Below are 21,306 nucleotides of genomic sequence, written 5' to 3' on the forward strand. Positions count from 1 at the left end.
TCTTGATTTGGCCGCTCATCACATCTATCTAGACAGATAGCTAGCCAGAAGGTGTGGACATGCTGACATTGCAGGATGCAAAGAACCGTTTCAGCGCCGTCGTCGATGCAGCCCTTGCCGGACGCCCGCAAGAGGTTTCGCGGCGGGGGAAGCCCGCCGTGGTCGTGGTGTCTGCCGAAGACTATGCGCGGTTGATCGCGGCCGCGCGGGACAAGCGTGGGAGCTTTGCCGATCACCTGAAGGATTTTCCGGGCGAGGACGTGCCGCGCGCCAAAGTGGCCCCGCGGGATGTCACGCTTTGATATTCATCCTCGACACCAACGTCATTTCCGCAGTCAGGCGCGCAGATCGCGCGCCCACAGTCGTGGCCTGGCTCGACGCGCAAGCAGAAAGTGATCTGTATCTCAGTGTTATCACGCTGGGTGAGATCGAGCGCGGCATTCGTCTGCAAGAGCGGCGCAACCCGGATTTCGCCAGCGATTTGCGGCGTTGGCTGGACCGTACGGTGACGCTGTTCGCCGACCGAGTGCTGCCTTTCTCTGCGCAGGATGCGCTGATCTGGGGAGATTTGTCGGCACGGCTGGGTCACCCGGGTGCGGACCTGATGATCGCGGCGCAGGCGATTGCGCGCGATGGTGCGGTTGTGACCGGGAATGTATCGGATTTCGCGCCGACGGGAGCACGCGTGGTCGATCCGTTTTGACTGGTGTGTAATCCGGCGCTTCTGCCTTAGCCCTGATGCTTTAATCGTCCGATCAGGGCGAACAAGGTCACAAGCGCCAGCGCCGCGATTCCCGCGGCCGATACCAAGGCGAGATCGTAACCACCAACGCGCCAAAGCACCGCGCCGATCTGTGGTGAGGTCGCCAGCGCGATCAGGAAGGGTACGGCCATGAAGCCCGAGATCGCCCCAAAGGCGCGGCGCCCCAGAACGTCGGCGGTGACGACCGGTTTCAATATGCTGATAAGCCCGTAGCTGGCACCGAAGACCAGCGAAAAGGCAAAGGCGGCGACGGGGATCTTGTCCACCTGCATCAGCAGCAGAACCGCGACCAGAACCCCGCAAAAGGCCATCGCCGCCATTGCCAGCGCCTTGACCCGCCCCGAAAGCAGCATCATCGCAAGCCGGCCGGCAACCTGCATCGGGCCGAACAGAGCCGAGGCCGCGACGGCCTGCCCAAGCGACAGCCCGGAATCCGTCAGAATAGGGATGATATGGGCCAGCAGCAGCCCCTCGGTCAGACCGATGAGGGGGAAAGCCGCGAATAGCAGCCAGAATTCCGGTCGCGCCCGCGCTGCGCGAAAGGCGTCGCGATCCTGCGCGATGCTCTCTGGCGTGCGCGTATCCTCGGGACAGCATTCGATCATCGTTGCGCCGGCATAAAGGAGCGGAACCCCGACGAACCCGACGACAGCTGCAAAGGTCCAGACGGCGGTACGCCACCCGTGGACCTCGGCCAGGAAGGCGCCCGAGGGAAAGGCAATGGTCGAGGCAAAGCCCGCAACCAGCGTGATCAGCGTGATGTTGCGAGCTGCAGCAGCGCCTGTCGTGCGCGTGATGAACGCGAAACAGGGCTCATAAAGACTTGCCCCCTGCGCTGCGCCGATCACCAGCCAGCACAGGAAAAAGGCTGCATAGCTCTGTGACCAGCCCAGGGCGAAAAGGGCCAGCGCACCCATGGCCATGCCGCCGCTCAGCAACCACCGACCGACACCGCGGTCGACCAGCCGTCCGGCGAGTGGCGAGACCCCGGCGCCCGCCAGCACAGCAGCCATGAACGCAAAGGTCAGCCACTCCTTGCCCCATGTCAGCTTGGCGTCCCACGAAAACAGAAGCGCGCTGAAGACGTAGTAGAGCCCGGCATAGCCAATGGTCTCTCCGATCGCGAGACACCAAATACCGACGCGACGGGCCCGATCGGGATTGCGTCGCGCGAAGCCGTCGAAGTCGAGCCCGATTGCAATCCATGCCCTGTCGACAAGGGTTCCGATGGGTGTGATCAGGTTGGACGCCATCATCTGCCTCGTCTGGTGGGTCACGGGTGTGCGAACGCCCCGGATCGGGTTTCGTTTCGCATTGCACCTATGACCGCCCGGTATCAACACGATGACACCGGGTCGGCCAGGCCGTCGTCAGGTGGTCAGCCAGTCCCTGATGGCGCGGCCGATCTCGGTGCCGCTGTCCTCCTGAATGAAATGGCTGCCCTTCACCGTTACTTCGACCTGGTTCTTCCAGCTGCGGCAGAATTCGCGTGGTTTGCCGACCAGCATCGCGCCGGGCTCGGCGTTGATGAAGAGTTTCGGCAGGTCGTTCCCGGCCATCCACTCGGAATAATCCTGGGCAATCTGCGATACGTCGGCCGGGTCCCCTGCGACCGGGATCTGACGTGGCCAGGACAGGGTGGGCCAGCGATCGGCGGGGTTTGGGAAGGGGCGGCGATACTCTGCCATCTCGTCGTCGGTCAGGTCGCGCAGGATCGAGCCGGGCAGCACGCGTTCGACGAACAGGTTGCGTTCCAGCACAAGGTCTTCGCCTTTGTCGGAGCGGAACCCCTGAAACAGGGGGGCGGCCTGTTCGTTGAACTCGGTCCAATCGGCCAAAGGTTTCACGATGGCTTCCATGTAGGCGATGGCTGCCACGGCGTCGCGATGCCGATTGGCCCAGTCAAAGCCGAGGCCCGAACCCCAGTCATGCAGCACCAGCACGATGTTGCCGTCCAGCCCCATTTCCTCGACGAACCCGTCGAGGAATTTGCGATGGGTCGCAAAGGTATAGGTGTCCGGACCCGGCTCGGGCAGCTTGTCGCTGTCGCCCATCCCGATCAGGTCGGGCGCGATCAATCGGCCCAGCCCCTCACATTCGGCCATCACGTCGCGCCACAAGAAAGACGAGGTGGGGTTGCCGTGCAGGAAAAGGATGGGCCGTCCTTCGCCACGTTCAACATAGGCCATCTGGTGCCCATGCACCGATACCTTCTTTTTCTGGTTTGCCCAGTCCGATGTCATGTCTTTGCCTTTCGAGTGTTCCGGCGCGCGATGAGGGCGCGCATGTGGTCATTGCCGCCTGGCCCGAGGATCGGCGTCACGTCACGGGGGCCAAGCGTTCGGCCATCTTGCGCGGTAACGGCCAGGGCGCGGATCGGCTGGCCGGTTTCGCGATCGACAAGTTGCAATCGCGGGCCTTTGCCATTTGGCGTCCATTTCTCTCCCCATTGAAGCAGGGCGATCAGGATCGGGTAGAGGTCGAGTCCCCGCTCGGTCAGCCGGTATTCATGCGACCGGCCATCCTGCGGGTCGGGCCGTTTCTCGATCACCCCGGCCTCGGTCAGGGTTTTCAGCCGTGCCGATAGCACGCTGGTGGAGATACCCAGATGCGACTGCAGTGCATCGAAGGTGCGCATCCCGTTGAACAGGTTGCGCACGATCAGGAAGGTTCGCCATTCGCCCACCACGTTCAACGCCTGGGCCACGCCGCAATCGTCGGTGATGGGCGCCCGTGTCATTCGCCCCGGAACTCCGGTTTGCGCTTGTTCAGGAACGCATTGATCCCGGCGGGTCCGTCCACCGTCCGCATCATCAAGGCGATGGAGCGGGTTTCCCGGTCAAGCTGGGTTTCCAGACCCTCCGAGAAAGCGCTGTCGAGAAGACGTTTTACCCCTCCAAAGGCCTTGGTCGGCCCCTTGGCCAGTGACGCGGCCAAGGCGCGGGCCTCGGTCATCAGGTCATCGGCTTGGACGACCCGTGTCACCAGTCCCCAGTCACGGGCTTCTTCGGCACTCAGCACACGGTTTGTCAGCATCAATTCCTTGGCCCGCAAGAGCCCGACATGCTTGGCGAGGTAATAGGTCGAAGATCCATCGGGCGTCAGACCCGAGGCGGTATAGGCCGACACGAATTTGGCCCGGTCCGAGGCCAACACGATATCGCCCGAAATGGCGATCGAGAAGCCGCCGCCGCCGGCTGAACCGTTCACCGCCGTGATCAGCGGCGCATCGAGATGGGCGAAACGCGCCAGCGCGGCATGCAGGATGGTCGCCATGCGGGTGACGTGGTCTGCCTTGTCGGAGGCCGCGTCGAACTCGGCCAGGTCGCCGCCCCCGTTGAACATCTTGCCGGCGCCGGTCACGATTATCGCACGCGCGCCTTCTGCCTCGCATCGGCAGGCGGCGTCAAAGATCTCGTCAGCCATCTTTGCGTTCAACGCATTGGCATTCTCCGGACGGTTCATCGTGATTTCGACGACGCCATCTTCGTTGGACCAGTTCAGTGTGTCGTAACTCATTCCTTCCCCTCCGGTCATTCCGCAGCCTGGGCCGATGCACCCGACATGCCGCCAAGACGGGCATGAATGATCGCCTCGGCGTCTGTCATGATGCCGTCGATCAGGTCCTTGCAGGTCGGGATGTCGTGGATCAGCCCGGCCACCATGCCGCAGGACCACGCCCCGGCATCCATATCGCCATCCATCATGACCTTTGGATAAACCCCGGCCACTTCTTCCATGATGTCCTCGAACTGCAGCTTGTCGCCAAGGGCCCGCTCTTTTTCCAGCAGCCGTTCGACGGCGGCATTGCTCAACACCCTTTCGGTATTGCGGAGCGGGCGCATCACCAGGCGCGTATCCAGTTCGGTCGCGGCGACAATCGCCTCTTTCACGCGCTGGTGCACGGGTGCCTCCTGCGTCGCGATAAAGCGTGTGCCCATGTTCATGCCCTCGGCCCCCATCGCCAGCGCGGCAACAAGGCTGCGCGCATCGGCCATGCCGCCGGAGGCGACAAAGGGAATTTCAAGCTCATCCGCCGCACGTGGCAGCAGGATCATGTTGGGGATGTCATCCTCGCCCGGATGTCCGCCGCATTCGAACCCGTCCACCGAAACCGCATCGCAGCCGATTTCCTGCGCCTTGAGCGAATGGCGTACCGAGGTGCATTTGTGCACAACCTTGATACCTGCATCCTTTAGATAGGGCATGACCTGCGCTGGATTGCGACCCGCGGTCTCCACCACTTTCACGCCGCCCTCGATGATCGCCTTGACGTATCCCGGATAGTCGGGGGCATTCACGGTCGGCAGGAATGTCAGGTTCACTGCAAAGGGCTTGTCCGTCAGGTCGCGGCACTTGGCGATCTCGTTGGCAAGGTCCGCAGGGGTTTTCTGCGTTAGCCCGGTGATGGTTCCCAGACCGCCGGCATTCGACACGGCCGCTGCCAGCTCGGCAAAGCCGACGTAATGCATCCCGCCCTGGATGATCGGGTGCTCGATCCCCAGCAGTTCCGTGATCCGCGTTTTCATGCCGTCCTCCAAAATGACCATGCGATCCCCATTGGGCAGGAATCACTTTCATAACCGAAGCTATCCGGCGCTTTTTCTTCGAGCAACCGAAGAACGGAGGAGTCTTTCGTGACGTTCCGTCGGTTGGTAGGCAAACGGCGGATTGGGTATCCCGAGTCTGCGCGTGTCGCTGCAGTGCACGCCCGGGTCTGGCCCCTTACGCACCCCGACGAACATCACCGCATCGGAGCCTTTCAACGTCCGTAGATGAGTTCGGGCAGGAAGAGCGACAGCTGCGGAATGAACGTCACCAGGGCCAACAGCACCACGAGGATAAGGATGAATGGAAACACGCCGCGTGCCACGTCATCGACCGGCGCCCCTGTCGTCGAGGACATAATGAACAGGTTCAGTCCGACCGGCGGCGTCAGCAAGGCGATCTCCATGTTGATCACGATGATGACCGCGAAATGCACAGGGTCAATGCCCAGGGGTGCCAGCAGGGGAAGCACAAGAGGTACGACGATCAGGATGACGGCGACGGTTTCAAGAAACATGCCCAAAAGGAACATCACCGCGTTGATCACCAAGAGGAAATGCCATGCCGACAGGTCGTTTTCGACCACGTAGTCGACCATGTGTTTCGCAAGCCCTTCGGAGGTGATCCAGTGGCCGAAGGCGAGCGCTCCGATGGTGATGAAGAAGATAACCGCGGTCGCCTTTACCGAGTCCGCCAGAATGGACGGTACTTCGGACAGGGTGCAGCCTTTGTAAAATACCAGCGATACGAGGATCGAGACGAAAGCGGCTGTTGCCGCAGCTTCGTTGACGGTCACCAGTCCGCTATAGATTCCGCCGAGAATGATGACCGGGAGCAGCATCGCGGGCAGGGCTCGTCGATTGACGGCCCAGAATTCGGTGCGTGACATCGGCTTGCCCCCGACATAGCCCCGACGCCGCGAGAAGTAGACGATCCAGATCGCAAAGAACGCCACCTGCAGAAGACCGGGAACCACCCCGGCAAGGAAAAGCTGTGGAACACTCTCACCCGCAACGACGGCAAACAGGATCATCGCCAGGGACGGCGGGATAAGGATGCCCAGCGTACCCGAAGAAGCAACGACACCGAGAGAGAAGCGGTTGTCATAGCCGGTGCTCTGCATCGCGGGAACAAGAAGCGCGCCCATGGCCATTGCCGTGGCAACCGAAGAACCGGAAATGGCCGAGAACACCATAGTGGCCAACACGCAGACCAGCGCGATGCCGCCACGCACGCCTCCGATCCAGCCATAAGCGAAATCCACCAGCGCCTTGGCGATGCCGCCGCGCTGCATGAATGTTGCCGCGATCACAAAGAACGGCACAGACACAAGTGTATCCGATTTCAGGTGATCGATGAAAAGCTGAGGCATTGCGACGAGCGGTCGCCCCTCTGTCGCGAAAAGGACAAGCGATACGATTCCCAAGACAAGGAAAACGGGAAACCCCGCGATCAGAAGGGCCATGAAACCCGAAAGAGCGAAAACCGGAGACATCAGGCGACCCCCGCGCTTTGTCCGGGATGCCCATGCAACGGGTCAGCGGGATAGGCGGCCTGCCCCAAAAACAGCGCCCGCCACAAAAGCAGCGCGAACCTCAGCGCCATCGAGGCAAAGGCAATGGGCAGGACGGAATAAAAGATCCATTGCGGAAACTGGAGGGAACTGTCCGAGCGGATGTCGATCATACGGGCAAACTCGACCATGTCGACGCCGTACCATGCAATGATGCCGCAATAGGCCAGGCCCGCGACGAGAGACGAGATTTCGGCTGCGCGCCGCAGGGGTTTTGGTGCCTTGCGGATGAACAGATCGGCGCGGACGTGCTGCCCGCTGGATACCAGGGAACCGCCACCCAGCAACACTGCGCAGATCATGAGATAAACGATGACCTCGCCGCCCCAGTCCGTCAGCATCGAAGGCATCAGGTAGCGGGCGGCGACCTCGTAGACCGCCAGCAGGATGGCGACAGCGGCCAGGCATCCCATGATCAGAGCTTCGAACCGGCTCAGGGCATTCAGGATGGTTCCCATCAAGCCGGTCCTTCCGCCATCGCGCATCAGGCCGCTCTGTTTCACGAGGCGAGGTCTTTCCGGGCAAGCTCGACCATGGCGGGGTCGATGCGCAGTTCCTTTACCAATTGCGGTTGGTCGGCCATCAGGTCGCCACGCAGCGCATCAAGATCCTCCGCTTTTGCCGCGACATTGCGCATACCGTGCCGGGCCGCCTCGTCCGCTGCTTCTGCTTGGGCCTTTGCCGCCGTTTCGCGGGCGGATGTAACGCCTTCGTTCCAGGTAGTTCGCATGATTTGCTGCAAGTCTTCGGGCAACTCGTTCCATGCATGTGCGCTGATCAGTGGAACGTATTGGTAAAAGGCGTGAAAGTCCGAATACGAATGCTTGAGCCCGGAATCCCACAGCTTCGCCGAGCGAACGGACTCGAACGTCGTCATCATCCCGTCGATCGTACCCTTTTGCAGCGCCTGGGGCACATCGGGAAAGGGGATCGACACACCGGTCGCGCCAAATTTGCCGAACCGGGAAACGGCGATGGGTCCGCCTGGCGAACGCATCTTGAGTCCCTTGATATCTTCGGGTGCATCCACCTGTGTTTCGGTAAAGAACATCGCGCCAAAACCGAGGTCCATCCAGTTGCCAAGGACTGTAACATCCAGCTTGTTCTCGGTTTCCCTGGCGAGTGCCGCGCCGGTTTCTCCGTCGGTGGCTTTGTACTGATCCTCGCGCGGGAGGCCGTAGAACATCGGCAACCCGAGCACGTTGTAGTTCGGGACAATGCGCGCAAGGTTCCAATGGCCCGGAACGGCCATATCCATTGCGCCTTGAGCCAATGCGGTGGTCACGTCGCGGTCATTGTACTGCGAACCGCCTTCGAAGAAATTGAACTTCAGCCGTCCGTCGGACGCCTCTTCGATCCTGTCGGTTATTTCGTGAACAAGCACGTTGCGCAGATGCGTCGGCCCGGTGTCGAGCGAGATGTCGATGATGTATTCTTCGGCCGCAGCACAGCTTGCGGTCACGGCGGCGACAAAGGCCGCGTTCATCAGGAATTTCATGTGGTCTCCCCCTTGGCGTCCTCACTTGGCGCGACGCGGTATGCGTGGCCGACATCCGCCGGCCGCCTCAGAATACACGCGATGAAAGTCAGGGGAATTGAATAAAAATCACAGGGTATTTACCAAAACTTATCACCAGGCATCCAAGTCTCAGATGCTGAGCTGGTCAAGTGTGCGCCTGTGCCGCCGCGGCAGTTCGTCTTTCGTAAAGGCGATCAAATCCCTTGCAGCCGCGCTCAACTGCCGTTCCGGAGACGTCAACAGCCCAACCGAATTGTAGAGTTCGGGGCGTGATATGGTGATTGCCCTCACCTCGGATGGTGCGGAGCGGCTTGCGAAGAGTCCGGTCATGATGATGGGAGATGCCCCCTGTTCGACGAATCCCAGCAGGGTCGACGCGTCATGAACGCGAATGCCGTTCGGCATGGCGATGTCGGCGCGGCGCAACTCGGTCTCGACATGACCAAAAAAGGAAGATTCGCCTTTCAGCATCATGAATTCGCGATGCGCCACTTCTGCCCAGGACAGGCCGGAAACGTCGAACAATTCGTGGGTCTTTGGAATGGCCGCAACTATGGGGTCATCTATCAGCTTTGCGAAATCGAGGTTTGAATCTGGGTCGGGACGCGTGCCGATACCGAACTCGACAACCTGTTCTTCGACCAACCGATGAACGATCTTTCCGTGGCCGTCGTGCAAATCGTAGCGACAGGCAGGGAACCGGTCCGTGAAGCTGGAGATTATTCCCGGCAGCAGGGAGCCGGCGACACTTGTCACGCAGGCAAAACTGACGGTCATTGCCCTGTCGTTCGACAGGCTCAATGCCGCAGCCTGAAAGTTGTCGAACTCGCGCAAGAGATTTTCGGCACGGGGGTACAGCGACTGGCCGGCGGGCGTTATTCTGACCATGTGAGTCGTGCGCTCGAACAGGGGTTCGCCGATCAACTCTTCCATCTTCTTGATGCGGCGGGTAATGGCAGGCGAGGTCACCAAAAGCTTGTCGGCGGCCAGCGTGAAGCTTTTCGTTTGCGCGATCGTCAGGAAAGCGCGCAAATCCTCTATCGAAAACGGCATTCAGGTCACAGCCCTATTGTCGGGTTATCCCGTCAGACTGTGGTGAAACGGGACGGTGCGCAAGAAGGGTGCTGCCGTGACACGCCGGCGAAGCTCGGCCCCTCAGGGCCCGAGCGGTTTCAGGTGATCCTCAAGAAGATCGGCGAACCGCAACAGCATGCGCGTCGTGAATTCGGGGGATTCCAGAAACTGCTCATGTACGATCAGGCCGCGCACGAAAGAGCGCGCGATACTCCAGAGCAGGGCGGCGTCATCGGGATCTGGTCCCGTACCAGAATAGAGTTCTGCAATAGAGGCCAAGCTGGCCTTGTCCCATTCGTGTAAGCGGGTTGCCAGCGAAGCTTTCAAAGCAGGGTCCGTTCGGCAGGCGACGAGGATCTCGAGCATTGCGCGACCACCGCTGGTGTTTACCACCCGGTGCCAGATTTCCTGTATCAGCTCGCGCGGACTGGACGAGCGGTCATTCGCCTTGCGGGTTTCGATCGGCCGCAAGGATTGGTTGAGCAGACGGATCGCGGTTGCGGTGACGATTTCGTGCCGGTCGGCGAAATGGTACATGATCGCGCCTCGCGATACCTTCGCCTCATCCTGAATACGTGCAAGCGTCGTTTCCGCGTATCCGAACCTGTCCAGACACCGAACCGCGGCCTCGCATATTCGGGCCTGCATCGCGGCCGAGCGTAATTCCTGTTTCGAAGGTTCCGGGTTCGGGGTCGGGCGGGTGTCCGTCATGGATGGCTTCCAGGGAGGCAGACGCGGCGTCACGCCAAAATGCCGATTGACGGTATCGAGTTCAACGAAATAAAACCGACCAAACGGTTTGTATCTTTCAGGAACAAGCCTGAAAGCCGACAGGGCATAACGTGTCTACCTATGGCCGTTGTGCCGGGTGCGGGTCGCAGGAATTGCGTGTTCGCTGGTTGCATGGAGGGGAGGAGACCGAAAATGCCCGAGGATCTGACGATCAGGCCCGTGAATGGGAGCCACGTGGCCAAGCTGTTCGAGGAAACCGCACATGCGCATCCCGACTTGCCGTTCATCTCAAGCAGACCCGATGGCGGCGGCGAATTCGTCGACCAAAGCTATGGGGACGTTCTGGCGCAGGTTGAACAGCTCCGTTCTCTTTACCGGGTGGCAGGGTGGGGTGCCGGCACGCGGGTGGCACTGCTGATCGGAAACAGGCCGAGTTTTCATGTGCATCATCTGGCTCTCAATGGTCTTGGCGTCTCTATCGTCCCGCTCAACCCCGATGCGCGTCCGAACGAGATGCTCTATGCGATAGAGCATTCCGAGGCGGCGCTTGTCGTGGTGGCACCGGGTTGCAAGCCGGCGTTGGACGCTGTCCTGTCGATAGCCGGGGAGCCGCCAGCGGTTATCGACGCGGAAACGCCAGAGCCTTCCATTCCGACCGCACCTGTCCGCGCAACTCAAATCGAGCCGGGGCCGGATGACGAGGCCGCAATCCTGTACACCTCGGGCACCACTGGTCTGCCCAAGGGTTGTATCCTGTCCAACCGGTATTTCGTCGAATCCGCCACGCGGTATGCGGGCTGGGACGGACTCGTCTCCTTGCTCCATGGTGAGGAACGCCTGCTAAACCCGCTGCCACTGTTCCATATGAACAATCTCGTCGTAAGTACGACGGCCATGATGTTGCGGGCGGGATGCACCGTGATGATCGAACGGTTTTCCCCCTCCAGCTGGTGGGTGGATTGTCGGGAATCGCGGGCGACACTGATCCACTACCTTGGCGTCATGCCGGCCTTGTTGCTGGCGCGACCTGTCGCGCCGGATGAGTGCGACCACAAGATCCGCGCCGGTATCGGGGCGGGCGTCGATCCGAAACACCACGCCGCGTTCGAGGCCCGGTTCGGGTTTCCCTTGTTGGAACTCTGGGGCATGACCGAGGTCGGATCGGGGTTCATCGACGCGATGGAGCCACGCCAGGTGGGAACGCGCGCCTTCGGCCGCCCGGATGCCCGTCTCGAGGCGCGGATTGTCGATGATCGGATGCAGGACCTGCCGCGCGGTGTCGCCGGTGAGTTGTTGGTGCGTTCGGGCGGGGATGATCCCCGGCTGGGCTTCTTCTCGGGTTATCTGAAGGATGAGGCCGCGACATGTTCGGTCTGGCATGAGGATTGGTTCCGAACCGGCGACGTGGTGACGCAAGACGAAAGTGGCATGCTTCATTTCGTTGACCGAAAAAAGAACATCGTGAGACGTTCGGGCGAGAACATCGCGGCCGCCGAGGTTGAAGCCTGCCTGCAAAGCCATCCCGATGTCTTACAGGCAGCGGTAATCGCGATGCCCGACGAGCTGCGGGAGGAAGAGGTTTTTGCCTGCGTGGTCATGCGCGACGGGATCAAAGCAAGTGACGTTGTGGCCCGAACCCTGTTCGATTGGACGATGGAGCGCCTGGTCTACTTCAAAGCGCCCGGCTACGTCTGTTTTCGCAAGGAGCTTCCGACGACGGGAACGCAGAAAATTCAGAAAGGGCAGATCTTTGCACAGGGCGAAGACCCTCTGACCCTGCCTCAGACGCATGATTTGCGGAACCTCAAGCGCAGATCGAGTGAACGCTCGACTCAACCGAACAGTACGGCCACGGCATGACGGGTGGGGCGCTGCATCCAGACGCCTTGCGCGCGTCGGAGTTGACCATTGGGTCGATGGTCACACAGCAGGCCCGCCTGACACCTGATCGGGTCGCGGTGCAGGCAGGGGCGCAACGTTCGAGCTATGAGGCGCTCGACCGGCGCACCGATGCCATTTGCCGTGTGTGGCAGGCGCGCGGTGTAAGGCCCGGTGACCGCGTGGCGATCCTGTCGGAAAATCGATCCGAATATATTGAGTGCCTTGTGGCAGCGGCAAAAATGGGCGTCACACTTGCCTGCCAGAACTGGCGCCTGGCTGACGCCGAACTTTCCCACTGCCTCAACCTTGTCGCGCCGGTGCTGCTGATCACCTCCCCTCGTCATGCCGAAGCGGCGGCGCGGTGCGGCGGCACGGTTGCGCGTCTCCAACTGGGAGAAGAGTTCGAACAAGCGCTAAGTGAAGCACCCGCCGGTGCTGTTCAGGGTGGTTGCGGCCCCGAGGATGGTGTCGTCATCCTTTACACATCTGGTACGACCGGCCTGCCCAAGGGGGCGCTGATCTCGCATCGCGCCGAAATGGCCCGTAGCCTCGTGCAAATGGCCGATCTGCCGGTCGAGACAGACGAGGCTTTCGTTGCATGGGCCCCGCTGTTTCACATGGTTTCGACGGATTCCGTTTTTGCCACGTTGATGACGGGTGGAAAGGTGATCGTCACGGATGGGTTTGTCCCGGATGAACTGGCCGCAATCGTCGCTGAGGAAAAACTGGGCCGGCTGACGGTCATGCCGGGCATGATCGAGCCGTTTCTTGATGCCGTGAAGCAGCAAGGCGGGCGGGTCGCCGGGGTACGATATGTCGGTGTGATGGCCGACCTCGTCCCACGCGAGCAGATTGCCGAGATCACCCGCCTGCTCAACGCGCCTTACCTCAATACGTTCGGCGCCACCGAGACCGGGTTGGCGCCGGCTTCACGGGGCAGGATCCCGGTTGGCGAAGCGCCGCGGAACCTCGAAAAGATACAAAGCTCTCTATGCGAGATCCGTCTCGTCGATACGCATGGCAATGCTGTGCCCGATGGGCAGCCAGGTGAGATGGCATTGCGAACCCCGGCCCTGTTCTCGGGTTATTGGAACAACCCCGCGGCAAACGAGGCTGATTTTCGCGGCGGCTGGTTCCACATGGGGGATATGTTCATTCGCAACCGGAACGGATCGTTGAGTTTCGTGGATCGGCGAAAGTACCTGATCAAGTCGGGCGGGGAAAACATCTATCCCGCCGAGATTGAACGCGTCCTGCTGTCCGAGCCGCGCGTTGCCGACGCTGTCGTGGTGCGCCGCAGCGACCCCCAGTGGGGCGAGGTGCCGATCGCTTTCATCGTGGCGCGCGATGCCGGGGTGACGGATGTGGAGCTGCGCGCGCTTTGTGAAGGTACCATTGCGCGCTACAAGATCCCGCGTGAGTTCCGATTTGTGTCCGAGGTAGAATTACCCCGCAGCACGACCGGTAAGATCATGCGTCACGAGCTCGAAGAACGCCTATCCCGGAGTGAATGAATTGTCCAAGCTTCTGCACCATCGCGACGGGAACGTCCTGACCCTGACGATCAACCGGCCTGAGGCGCGCAACGCAATTGATCCCGAATTGCTTTGCCTGATGGCCGATGCGTTTGAGGCCGCGAGCCGCGACACCGAACTGCGCGCCGTGATCGTTACGGGCGCGGGCGACAAGGCGTTCTGCGCCGGTGCGGACCTTGGGCGCTTGCTGCCTCTGCTGGCTCGCCAGCGGCCGCCCGAGGATGACTTCGACCACAGGGTCGCCGAAGATCCGGAAGTGTTCAATCGTGCTTTGCTGCGTGGTTTCGACATCGGCGTCCCGGTCATTGCAGCAGTCAACGGGCATGCCATCGCGGGCGGGATGGAGCTATGTCAGGGCACCGATCTTCGCGTGGCGTCCGAAAACGCCCGGTTTGGTGTGCAGGAAGTGAAATGGGGTATCTTTCCGGCGGGTGGGTCGACCGTCCGCCTGCCGGCGCAACTCTCTATGGCGCGCGCCATGGAGTTGTTGCTGACCGGCGATCCGATTGACGCCAAGACCGCCTTTGATTGGGGGTTCGTAAACCGCGTGGTTCCGCCTGCTCAGGTCATGCCGGTTGCGCGTGATCTGGCGCAAAGGATCGCGAGAAACGGGCCGCTTGCGGTTCGCGCCGTCCGACACGCGGCCCGGTCACTGCTCGGTACGCCCGAAGAGGAGGCCTTGGCGCAGGAGCTGCGCTATGCCGCGCCTGTTCTGGCCAGCGAAGATGCGCGCGAAGGTCCTCTCAGTTTCCTTGAAAAACGTCCGCCGGTTTTTCGCGGCAGATAGGGAACCCGTCACCCTTGATGTTGACCGTCACAGGCGGTCCGCTTCGCATTCGCGACCGGGATCGAGTATCGCGCCGTCCCAGTAACCGATGGCGCGTTGTTAAGCATTTGCCTTAGACAAAACCGTATTCCTCCAAGGACATACAGCGCCCGCTTGGGCGCTTTTTTGTGTTTGGCCCCCGCCCAGGGGTGATTTCAATATCTAATATGCAATACGAGATATTGCATATAGGGTGCCCGGGAACATGGAAGAAGAGGCATCATGGAACAGGGCGTCATCAAATCGGCCGGGCGGGCCATGCGGATACTGGAAACGATGGATGCCGCTGCACGGCCGCTGCGCGTGTCGGATGTGGCCGAGCGGCTGGACATACCGCAATCGAGCGCATCGCTCTTGATCAAAAGCCTCAATACGATGGGGTTTCTGGATTTTGACGCTGAAACGCGCACCTACAAACCCTCGGTTCGGGTTGCCATGCTGGGCACCTGGGTCTTGGGGCACGATACGCGCACGGCCGACCTGTTGCACCTGATGAGCCGGGTGTCGGATGAGACCGGGCAAACCGTTGCGCTGGTCGTTCAGAACGGTCTGCGGATGCAATATGTCAACACGATCGAGTCGACCGAAACCATTCGCATGATCATTCATACGGGGCTGACGCGACCCATTCACATGGGGGCAGCGGGCCTTGTTCTGCTGGCACAGAAAAGCGACGAGGAGATACGCCGGATCGTCACCCACTCCAACGCAATCAACGAAAACCCGCTATACAAGGCGTCCGAGCAGGACATCCTGGAAAAGGTCGGGTTCGTGCGTGAACACGGGTACTACCTGTCAGACGGGTTATACACGCCGGGCGCAGGCATGATTGCCATGGCGCTTGACCTCGGCCCGGGACAGAAGCCCTTGGCCATCGGTGTCGGCGCGGTCTCTCAATTCCTTTTGGCAAACAAGGAGGGGTACCTGACCAGCCTGCGGCAGGCCGTACAGGAGTTTTCAGAGAACGTGCGGGTCAAGGCGTGACAGCCTGACCCGCATCGGGGTTACAGGCCGATTTGATCGGCCCGATCGATCGTGTTCTGAACAAGCCGGATGACGGCGACATCGATCATCTTGCCTTCGTAGGTCACGGCTCCCAGCCCTTGCCTTTGTGCGTCCTCATATGCGGTCTTCATCGCGCGGGCGCGCGCGACCTCTTCGGGATCGGGGCTAAAAACATCCTGCGCCAAGGCGATCTGGCTGGGGTGAATGGCCCATTTGCCGACGGCGCCGAGGATTTGAGACCGGCGGCACTCCTCGCGGAACCCGTCGGGATCGTTGAAGTCAGGATAGGGACCGTCGACATAGTCGATGCGATTTGCACGGCAGGCGATCGACATGCGCTGACGCTGATAGTGCCAGATATCTCCGGGATAGGTGCGGTTCGCGGCGATTTCGGCGATCGGGACGGCCTGGCTGGCTGAATAGTCGCCGACGCCAAAGATCATGGCCTCCAGCCGGGGTGTGGCGGCTGCGATTTCCTCGACGCGCATCATCGCCTCGACCTCTTCGATCAGACATTCAAGCCCGATCCGGTGCGGAAGGTTCAGATCCGCCTCAAGCTGCGACAAGAGCTTGTCGACAAAAAGCAGGTCCGCCGCATTCATGACCTTGGGGACCATGATGACGTCAATATTCGCTCCGGCAGCGGTTACGACGTCGATGATGTCGCCATAGCAATAGGGCGTCGCGGTGTCGTTGATCCGCACGCAGCGTGTTGTGCGGCCCCAGTCCAGCGTGTTGAGAGCCTCTGCAATGCGGACGCGGGCCGGCTTTTTCTGATCCGGGGCGACCGCGTCCTCGAGGTCGAGAAAGACGTAATCAACGTCCAGCCCCGCTGCCTTGGTCATCATTTTTTCCGAGCTTCCGGGCACGGCAAGTTGGCACCGGCGCAACCGGTTGGGTCGTTCTTTCATTCTGGATTTCCTTATTCTACGGCGCCAGCGCGATAGAGCGCGGCAATTTCATCGGGATCGAAGCCCATATCGGCAAGTATGCCGGCAGAGTTCTCGCCCATCGTCGGAGCGCGGCGGCGCACCCCGGTTTCACGGTTCAGGAAATGGATCGGCGTATTGGCAATCTGCACGTCTCGTCCGTTTGGTCCCGGCTGTGGGACGGTGGCCAGCATGTTGCGTGCGGTGGCATGTGGATCGGCCATGATATCCGCCGCCGTGTTGACCGGACCAAGCGGGACGCGACCGCCGAGCCTGTCGATCAGTTCCGCCTTGGTCAGGCCCCGGGTCCAGCCCGATACCGCCTTTTCAACTTCGACCCGGTTCGCAACCCGATCCTCGTTGCTCAGGAACCTCGGGTCGTCTGCCAGTTCCGGTTGACCCATCTCCTGTGTCAGGATTTTCCAGAAATTGTTCCGCGGACAGCCAATGGCGACATGGCCGTCCCGTGCGGGGAAAACGCCGAACGGGCAGAGCAGGGGGTGTCCGGAACCCTCGGGTCCGGGGATCTCTCCTGAATAGGAGTTCTGATAGATGATGCGCTCGCAAATCGCGATGACGCTGTCATACATACCGACATCGACGAATTGAGCCTCGCCGCTTTCGCGCGCGGCGTGCAAGGCGGTGACGAGGCCGATAGCCAGAAACAGCGCCGGAACCGTGTCGCCCACCCCGGCGCCGACTTTCATCGGTGCGCCGCCCTGATCACCGGTAATGCCCATGAGGCCCCCCATTGCCTGGGCGACGACATCGAATGCGGGCCAATGGTCATAGGGGCTTTGTCCGGTGCGGGCATCGCCGAAACCGCGCAGCGCGCCGTAGACAAGGCGAGGGTTGATTTCTTTCAGGTCCTCGAATGACAGGCCCAGCCGAGTCATCACGCCCGAACGGAAATTTTCGACAACCATGTCGGCCTCGGTCACCATGCGGCGGAACACATCCTTGGCGGCATCGGTCTTGAGGTCGAGAACGAGCGATTCCTTGTTGCGATTGATCGACTGGAAATAGCCGCCGAACCCCTTTGGATCGACATCGCCGGGCAGGCGGGCCGCACTACGCACCGAATCTCCGAAAGGCGCCTCGATCTTGATGATCCGCGCGCCCAGATCGCCCAGGACCATTGTCGCGAACGGGCCTGCCAGCATGGAGGTCAGGTCCAGTACCACGACACCGTCAAGCGGCCCTCTGTGTATCGCGTCGGTCATTTCGCCCATGCGCTCCGCCGCTTCATCAGGACCTTGCGATTGCCGGTAAAGACCATTTCGTCATTCTGGTTCACGCCGTAATGGCGGAATGTAACGATGCCCGCGTCGTCGCGCTCGGCTTCGGTGGTTTCGAGGACCTCGGTAAAAGCATAGAGCGTGTCCCCGTGATGGACCGGCGTCAGCAGCCGGATCTGGTCGAGCGCGAGTTCCTGCAAAACCTGCTCGCCGGTGTCCTGCGCCGCGAGGCCCAGAACCAGCGAAAAGTTGATGCCGCCAAAGACGACCCGCGTATCGAACCCCTTGAGGCCTGCAAAAGCGGTTTTCATAAGGTGTTCGTCGAAATGCGCGGCGGCCGTGTTCATCACCATGTTGGTCAACAGCACGTTGTCCATTTCGGTCATGGTCTTGCCGCGTGCGTGGCGGAAAACCTGTCCGGGCTGGAAATCCTCGAAATAGTTGTCGGGCGAGGTCAACTCGCTGGCGTGACAATGCATGGCGGACCTCATTCAAACTTGCGGGAATAGGCGTCTTCGACGATCCGGCGGTCGGATTGCGACCGCCCCAGCAGGTTGTCGGAGATGATACGCTGCTGGATTTCCGAGGTGCCTTCGAAGATCTTGGTAAGTCTTGCGTCGCGCCAATGGCGTTCGACCGCGTGCAAGGTGGTGTAGCCCGCACCGCCGAGGATCTGCATGGCCTCGGATGTCACCTCTTCCGAGATCTCGGAGGCGAAATACTTGACCATGGATGCCTCGGTATCGCACCGGCGGCCCGAGTCGATCTTGTTGCAGACATCATACATCATCTGCCGGGCGGCCTCGACCTTGGTGGCCATCGTGGCGATCTTGAACCGGATGGCTTGAAACTCGGCAATCGGTTGGCCGAACTGCCTGCGCTCGCCGGCATATGCAATCGCATCGTCCAGTGCCGCCTGCGCCAGGCCGATGGAACGGGCCGCCGTATGGGCACGGGCGGATTCCAGACCCGATGCCATGATGTAGAACGCTTTCCCCTCTTCTCCGAGCAGCGCCGAGTGCGGGACGCGTGTGCCCTGGAAGGACAGTTCGTAAGTCTTCCAGCCGAAATAGCCGATCTTGGGAATGGGAGCGCCGAAACACTCCGCCGGCAGCTCTCCGCGGGGCTTTTCGACAACGAAGGCCGAGATGCCCAGATGTCGCTTGTCGGCACTGGGCGGGGGCGAGGTTCGCGCGAAGACCACAATCGAGTCCGCGCGATCGGCGAAAGTGCACCAGTATTTCGCGCCGTTGATTACCCAGTCATCTCCATCGCGATGCGCGCGGCAGGCGATTGACGACAAGTCCGACCCGGTATTGGGCTCGGACAGGGCGAAGGCGGACAGGAACCGACCCGTGGCCACCCGTTCCAGGTACTCTTTCTTTCGGGCGGGATCGTGGTTGAATCCCTTGTTGAAGAAGATGCCGTTGCCGCGCGTCAGCAGAGACGCGACAGACATCCATCCGCGCGAAAACTCTTCGGCGACCATGCAGTATTCAAAGACGCCAAGGCCCAGCCCGCCGTATTCCTCGGGCACCATGATGCCGAAGTATCCGAGTTCGGCCATCTTCTCGATCAGCGCGTCAGGGATCTCGCCCTTTTCCGGGTCCAGTTTGTCGGCCAGGGGGCGGATCTCGTTTGCACAGAATTCACGAGCCGAATCGCGGATCATCACGCGATCTTCGGTCAGGTAGCCGTCGCCGGCTGTTGCGTATTCGTTCTGGCTCATGTCCGTTTCCTTACAAAATTGGCCCGTTTGAACTCGATGACCGGCGCCCCGGCCTCGTCGAGGCCGGTGGTGCGCCAGGTCACGATGCCGAAATCGGGCCGCTTGGCGGTTTCGCGGGTATCCACCACCTCGGAGCGGGCATAGACCGTCTCGCCCACGATCACCGGGCGGTGGTAGGTCAGCTCATCAACACCCAGGAACGGGCCGCCGATTTCGGAAAGGTCCTCGACCGACAGGCCGAAAACCGTGGTGAACAGCAGCAACGGGCAGACCACTGCTCCCGAATGCCCGTGCGCGCGGGCATAGTCGGCGTTGGTATAGAGCGGGTTGTAGTGCAGCGTCAGCGTGGTGAAGAGCGTGTTGTCGCCCTCGGTCAGGGTGCGGCCCCAGTGATGCGTAAAGGTCTGGCCGATCTTGAACCGATCAAAGGTATTGCCGCGTGGCCAGCCCTGCGCACGGGATTTCAAATCGGCTACGGTCTCTATGCTCATGGGCAGGCCTCCATCAGGGCGCTTGTCGTGTCGAACGAGGCGACGGCGTCAATCAATGCACGCGCCTTTTCCTTGCCCGTGACGGGCGAAACGAGGGTCAGCGCCTTGTCGGACAACCTGCGCCATTGGTTATTGATATCCCGGAGTGGCCGGCCTGAATCGCCTTGTGCTGTCAGCGTCTGCCCGTCTGCGGTATCGATCTCGGCGATGCCGATCATCATCCGGTCCTGGGGCCAATCCTGCGGTTCGACCGTTACGCGATTGCGGAGGTCAATCAGGCCCGGGTGCGCGGCCATGTCATCGGAATAGCTCGCCAGCCCGGCGGTATCGGTGCCGGCGACGGCCATGGCTGCGGTGTGACGCAGGCTGAACTTGGTCTCGAGCGCGGTTTGCGGGTCAGGAATGTTGCACGACCCAAGGATCCCGGGATGCACTTGCAGCCGGATCGCGCGGACATCGTCGGCGGACAGGTTGTGCCGCCGCCGCAAGCCTGCGAGCGCGTCCATGGTGGCATGGGTCAGGTAACAGGCGGCGTGGAACTTGAACAAGGTGCGCGTGATGGCGAAATCGGGGTCGGGCGCGATTTCAAGATCAACAGCATTTTTCTGCGCATGGGTCGAGATGAACCCGTTTTCGGCCTCGAGTGCATCGGTGCGTGCTGTCATGCCGCTGGCTGCGATGCGCGCGGCCAGGTATCCGGCTTGCGCGGCGCGACCAACCTGAAACGGCTTTGCAGAGGTTCCGAACATCGCCTTGAGACCGGCGGCCTGCGCCGTGGCAAAGCCGATTGCATGGGCCTGCTGGTCGGTATCCAATCGCAGAAGGTGTCCGACACCACAGGCTGCGGCGATCGCTCCCAAGGTTGCCGTCGCGTGGAATCCGGCCGCGTAATGCCCCGGACCCATGAGCGCGCCCAAGGCACTCGCCACTTGGTGTCCGACGACCAACGCCGCCAGCAGGTCGCGGGCCGGGCTCCCCTCTTCCTGCGCTGCGGTCAGGATGGCGGGCAGAATTGCCGCGGTCGGGTGGCCAACCATCCTTTCATTCACGTCATCATAGTCAAGAACGTGACCTGCCATACCATTGATCGCGACGCTCCATCCCGATTCAAATCCGGTGCCATGTCCGATGACGCGTGCCGTTCCGAAACCGCTGGAAAGCGCAAGATCGACCAGCTTGTTAACGTCGGGGTCGTTCGCGCCGGCAATGGTGACAGCGATCCAGTCGAGAACACAGTGACGCGCCCATGCGAAAACGTTGTCGGGAATGTCGTCCGCTTTGGTCCGCGCGACCCAAGACGCAATCATATGTGTCTGGTTTTCAGACAAGATTTTGAACCTCCCTTGCAGGTGGCGCCGTCCATGCCGCGGCTGCCTCCGGTCCCCGGACGGTAGGAAAGATCTTGAAGCGGGATCAACCTAAATCGAATATGCGATAGTCAAAATCACATATGCGATGGACAA

At 61.1% G+C, this 21,306-nt stretch carries 22 protein-coding genes; 6 read left to right on the plus strand and 16 right to left on the minus strand.

The annotated features are described in order from the left end of the window. Nucleotides 1-59: 59 nt before the first annotated feature. Together ACFORG_RS03120 and ACFORG_RS03125 are read left to right on the plus strand one after the other, a co-directional pair. On the plus strand, nt 60-302 hold the full coding sequence (locus ACFORG_RS03120; RefSeq protein WP_386733933.1) for a type II toxin-antitoxin system Phd/YefM family antitoxin: 243 nt from the start codon (nt 60-62) through the stop codon (nt 300-302). Then, nucleotides 299-703, plus strand: a complete 405-nt coding sequence (locus tag ACFORG_RS03125; protein WP_386733934.1) for a type II toxin-antitoxin system VapC family toxin — start codon at nt 299-301, stop codon at nt 701-703. Before ACFORG_RS03120 ends, ACFORG_RS03125 begins: the two co-directional genes overlap by 4 nt. A gap of 26 nt (nt 704-729) precedes the next feature. On the opposite strand, the gene ACFORG_RS03130 is transcribed toward ACFORG_RS03125, so the two are convergent. The 10 genes from ACFORG_RS03130 to ACFORG_RS03175 all read right to left on the minus strand — a co-directional run bounded on the left by ACFORG_RS03130 (nt 730) and on the right by ACFORG_RS03175 (nt 10,188). Next, entirely contained in the window at nt 730-2,016 is a 1,287-nt protein-coding gene (locus tag ACFORG_RS03130; RefSeq protein WP_386733935.1) for an MFS transporter, read from the minus strand. 117 nt (nt 2,017-2,133) lie between these two features. Continuing rightward, nucleotides 2,134-3,006, minus strand: coding sequence for a haloalkane dehalogenase (locus ACFORG_RS03135; RefSeq protein WP_386733936.1), 873 nt, complete (start codon nt 3,004-3,006; stop codon nt 2,134-2,136). Beyond that, nucleotides 3,003-3,503 carry a winged helix-turn-helix transcriptional regulator gene (locus tag ACFORG_RS03140; RefSeq protein WP_386733937.1) on the minus strand — a complete coding sequence of 167 codons (501 nt, stop codon included), beginning with the start codon at nt 3,501-3,503 and terminating at the stop codon, nt 3,003-3,005. Before ACFORG_RS03140 ends, ACFORG_RS03135 begins: the two co-directional genes overlap by 4 nt. Beyond that, nucleotides 3,500-4,282 (minus strand): enoyl-CoA hydratase/isomerase family protein, encoded by a 783-nt coding sequence (locus ACFORG_RS03145; protein ID WP_386733938.1) that lies wholly within the window; start codon nt 4,280-4,282, stop codon nt 3,500-3,502. The genes ACFORG_RS03140 and ACFORG_RS03145 overlap by 4 nt, the downstream gene beginning before the upstream one ends. Before the next feature lie 14 nt (nt 4,283-4,296). Then, nucleotides 4,297-5,292: an NAD(P)H-dependent flavin oxidoreductase gene (locus ACFORG_RS03150; RefSeq protein ID WP_386733939.1), complete on the minus strand. Its 996-nt coding sequence runs from the start codon at nt 5,290-5,292 to the stop codon at nt 4,297-4,299. 233 nt (nt 5,293-5,525) lie between these two features. Beyond that, nucleotides 5,526-6,806: a TRAP transporter large permease gene (locus ACFORG_RS03155; RefSeq protein WP_386733940.1), complete on the minus strand. Its 1,281-nt coding sequence runs from the start codon at nt 6,804-6,806 to the stop codon at nt 5,526-5,528. Beyond that, the gene (locus ACFORG_RS03160; RefSeq protein WP_386733941.1) at nt 6,806-7,342 is read right to left on the minus strand and encodes a TRAP transporter small permease; all 537 of its coding nucleotides are present in this window, start codon (nt 7,340-7,342) and stop codon (nt 6,806-6,808) included. Before ACFORG_RS03160 ends, ACFORG_RS03155 begins: the two co-directional genes overlap by 1 nt. A 41-nt stretch (nt 7,343-7,383) precedes the next feature. Continuing rightward, on the minus strand, nt 7,384-8,382 hold the full coding sequence (gene dctP, locus ACFORG_RS03165; protein ID WP_386733942.1) for a TRAP transporter substrate-binding protein DctP: 999 nt from the start codon (nt 8,380-8,382) through the stop codon (nt 7,384-7,386). 150 nt (nt 8,383-8,532) lie between these two features. Beyond that, entirely contained in the window at nt 8,533-9,456 is a 924-nt protein-coding gene (locus ACFORG_RS03170) for a LysR family transcriptional regulator (protein WP_386733943.1), read from the minus strand. Between the two features lie 102 nt (nt 9,457-9,558). Next, a complete protein-coding gene (locus ACFORG_RS03175) occupies nt 9,559-10,188 on the minus strand; it encodes a TetR/AcrR family transcriptional regulator (protein WP_386733944.1) in 630 nt (209 codons plus the stop codon). A gap of 213 nt (nt 10,189-10,401) precedes the next feature. On the opposite strand from ACFORG_RS03175, the gene ACFORG_RS03180 reads away from it, so the two are divergent. The 4 genes from ACFORG_RS03180 to ACFORG_RS03195 all read left to right on the plus strand — a co-directional run bounded on the left by ACFORG_RS03180 (nt 10,402) and on the right by ACFORG_RS03195 (nt 15,435). Continuing rightward, entirely contained in the window at nt 10,402-12,069 is a 1,668-nt protein-coding gene (locus ACFORG_RS03180) for an AMP-binding protein (protein WP_386733945.1), read from the plus strand. Beyond that, the gene (locus ACFORG_RS03185) at nt 12,066-13,604 is read left to right on the plus strand and encodes a class I adenylate-forming enzyme family protein (protein WP_386733946.1); all 1,539 of its coding nucleotides are present in this window, start codon (nt 12,066-12,068) and stop codon (nt 13,602-13,604) included. The genes ACFORG_RS03180 and ACFORG_RS03185 overlap by 4 nt, the downstream gene beginning before the upstream one ends. Nucleotide 13,605: 1 nt before the next feature. After that, nucleotides 13,606-14,412: an enoyl-CoA hydratase-related protein gene (locus tag ACFORG_RS03190; protein ID WP_386733947.1), complete on the plus strand. Its 807-nt coding sequence runs from the start codon at nt 13,606-13,608 to the stop codon at nt 14,410-14,412. Nucleotides 14,413-14,673: 261 nt separating this feature from the next. Beyond that, nucleotides 14,674-15,435, plus strand: coding sequence for an IclR family transcriptional regulator (locus tag ACFORG_RS03195; RefSeq protein ID WP_386733948.1), 762 nt, complete (start codon nt 14,674-14,676; stop codon nt 15,433-15,435). 20 nt (nt 15,436-15,455) lie between these two features. Here ACFORG_RS03195 and ACFORG_RS03200 read toward each other — a convergent pair whose 3' ends face one another. The 6 genes from ACFORG_RS03200 to ACFORG_RS03225 are packed head-to-tail and all read right to left on the minus strand — an operon-like array spanning nt 15,456 to nt 21,171. Next, entirely contained in the window at nt 15,456-16,367 is a 912-nt protein-coding gene (locus ACFORG_RS03200) for an HpcH/HpaI aldolase/citrate lyase family protein (RefSeq protein ID WP_386733949.1), read from the minus strand. Between the two features lie 11 nt (nt 16,368-16,378). Then, a complete protein-coding gene (locus ACFORG_RS03205; protein WP_386733950.1) occupies nt 16,379-17,617 on the minus strand; it encodes a CaiB/BaiF CoA transferase family protein in 1,239 nt (412 codons plus the stop codon). After that, a complete protein-coding gene (locus tag ACFORG_RS03210; RefSeq protein WP_386733951.1) occupies nt 17,605-18,102 on the minus strand; it encodes a MaoC family dehydratase in 498 nt (165 codons plus the stop codon). Before ACFORG_RS03210 ends, ACFORG_RS03205 begins: the two co-directional genes overlap by 13 nt. A gap of 8 nt (nt 18,103-18,110) precedes the next feature. Then, a complete protein-coding gene (locus ACFORG_RS03215; RefSeq protein WP_386733952.1) occupies nt 18,111-19,352 on the minus strand; it encodes an acyl-CoA dehydrogenase family protein in 1,242 nt (413 codons plus the stop codon). Next, nucleotides 19,349-19,843, minus strand: a complete 495-nt coding sequence (locus ACFORG_RS03220) for a MaoC family dehydratase (protein ID WP_386733953.1) — start codon at nt 19,841-19,843, stop codon at nt 19,349-19,351. Before ACFORG_RS03220 ends, ACFORG_RS03215 begins: the two co-directional genes overlap by 4 nt. Further along, a complete protein-coding gene (locus tag ACFORG_RS03225; protein ID WP_386733954.1) occupies nt 19,840-21,171 on the minus strand; it encodes an MmgE/PrpD family protein in 1,332 nt (443 codons plus the stop codon). The genes ACFORG_RS03220 and ACFORG_RS03225 overlap by 4 nt, the downstream gene beginning before the upstream one ends. Between the last annotated feature and the right edge of the window lie 135 nt (nt 21,172-21,306).

The sequence above is a fragment of the Lutimaribacter marinistellae genome (genome assembly GCF_042648365.1).
Lineage (GTDB): Bacteria > Pseudomonadota > Alphaproteobacteria > Rhodobacterales > Rhodobacteraceae > Lutimaribacter_A > Lutimaribacter_A marinistellae.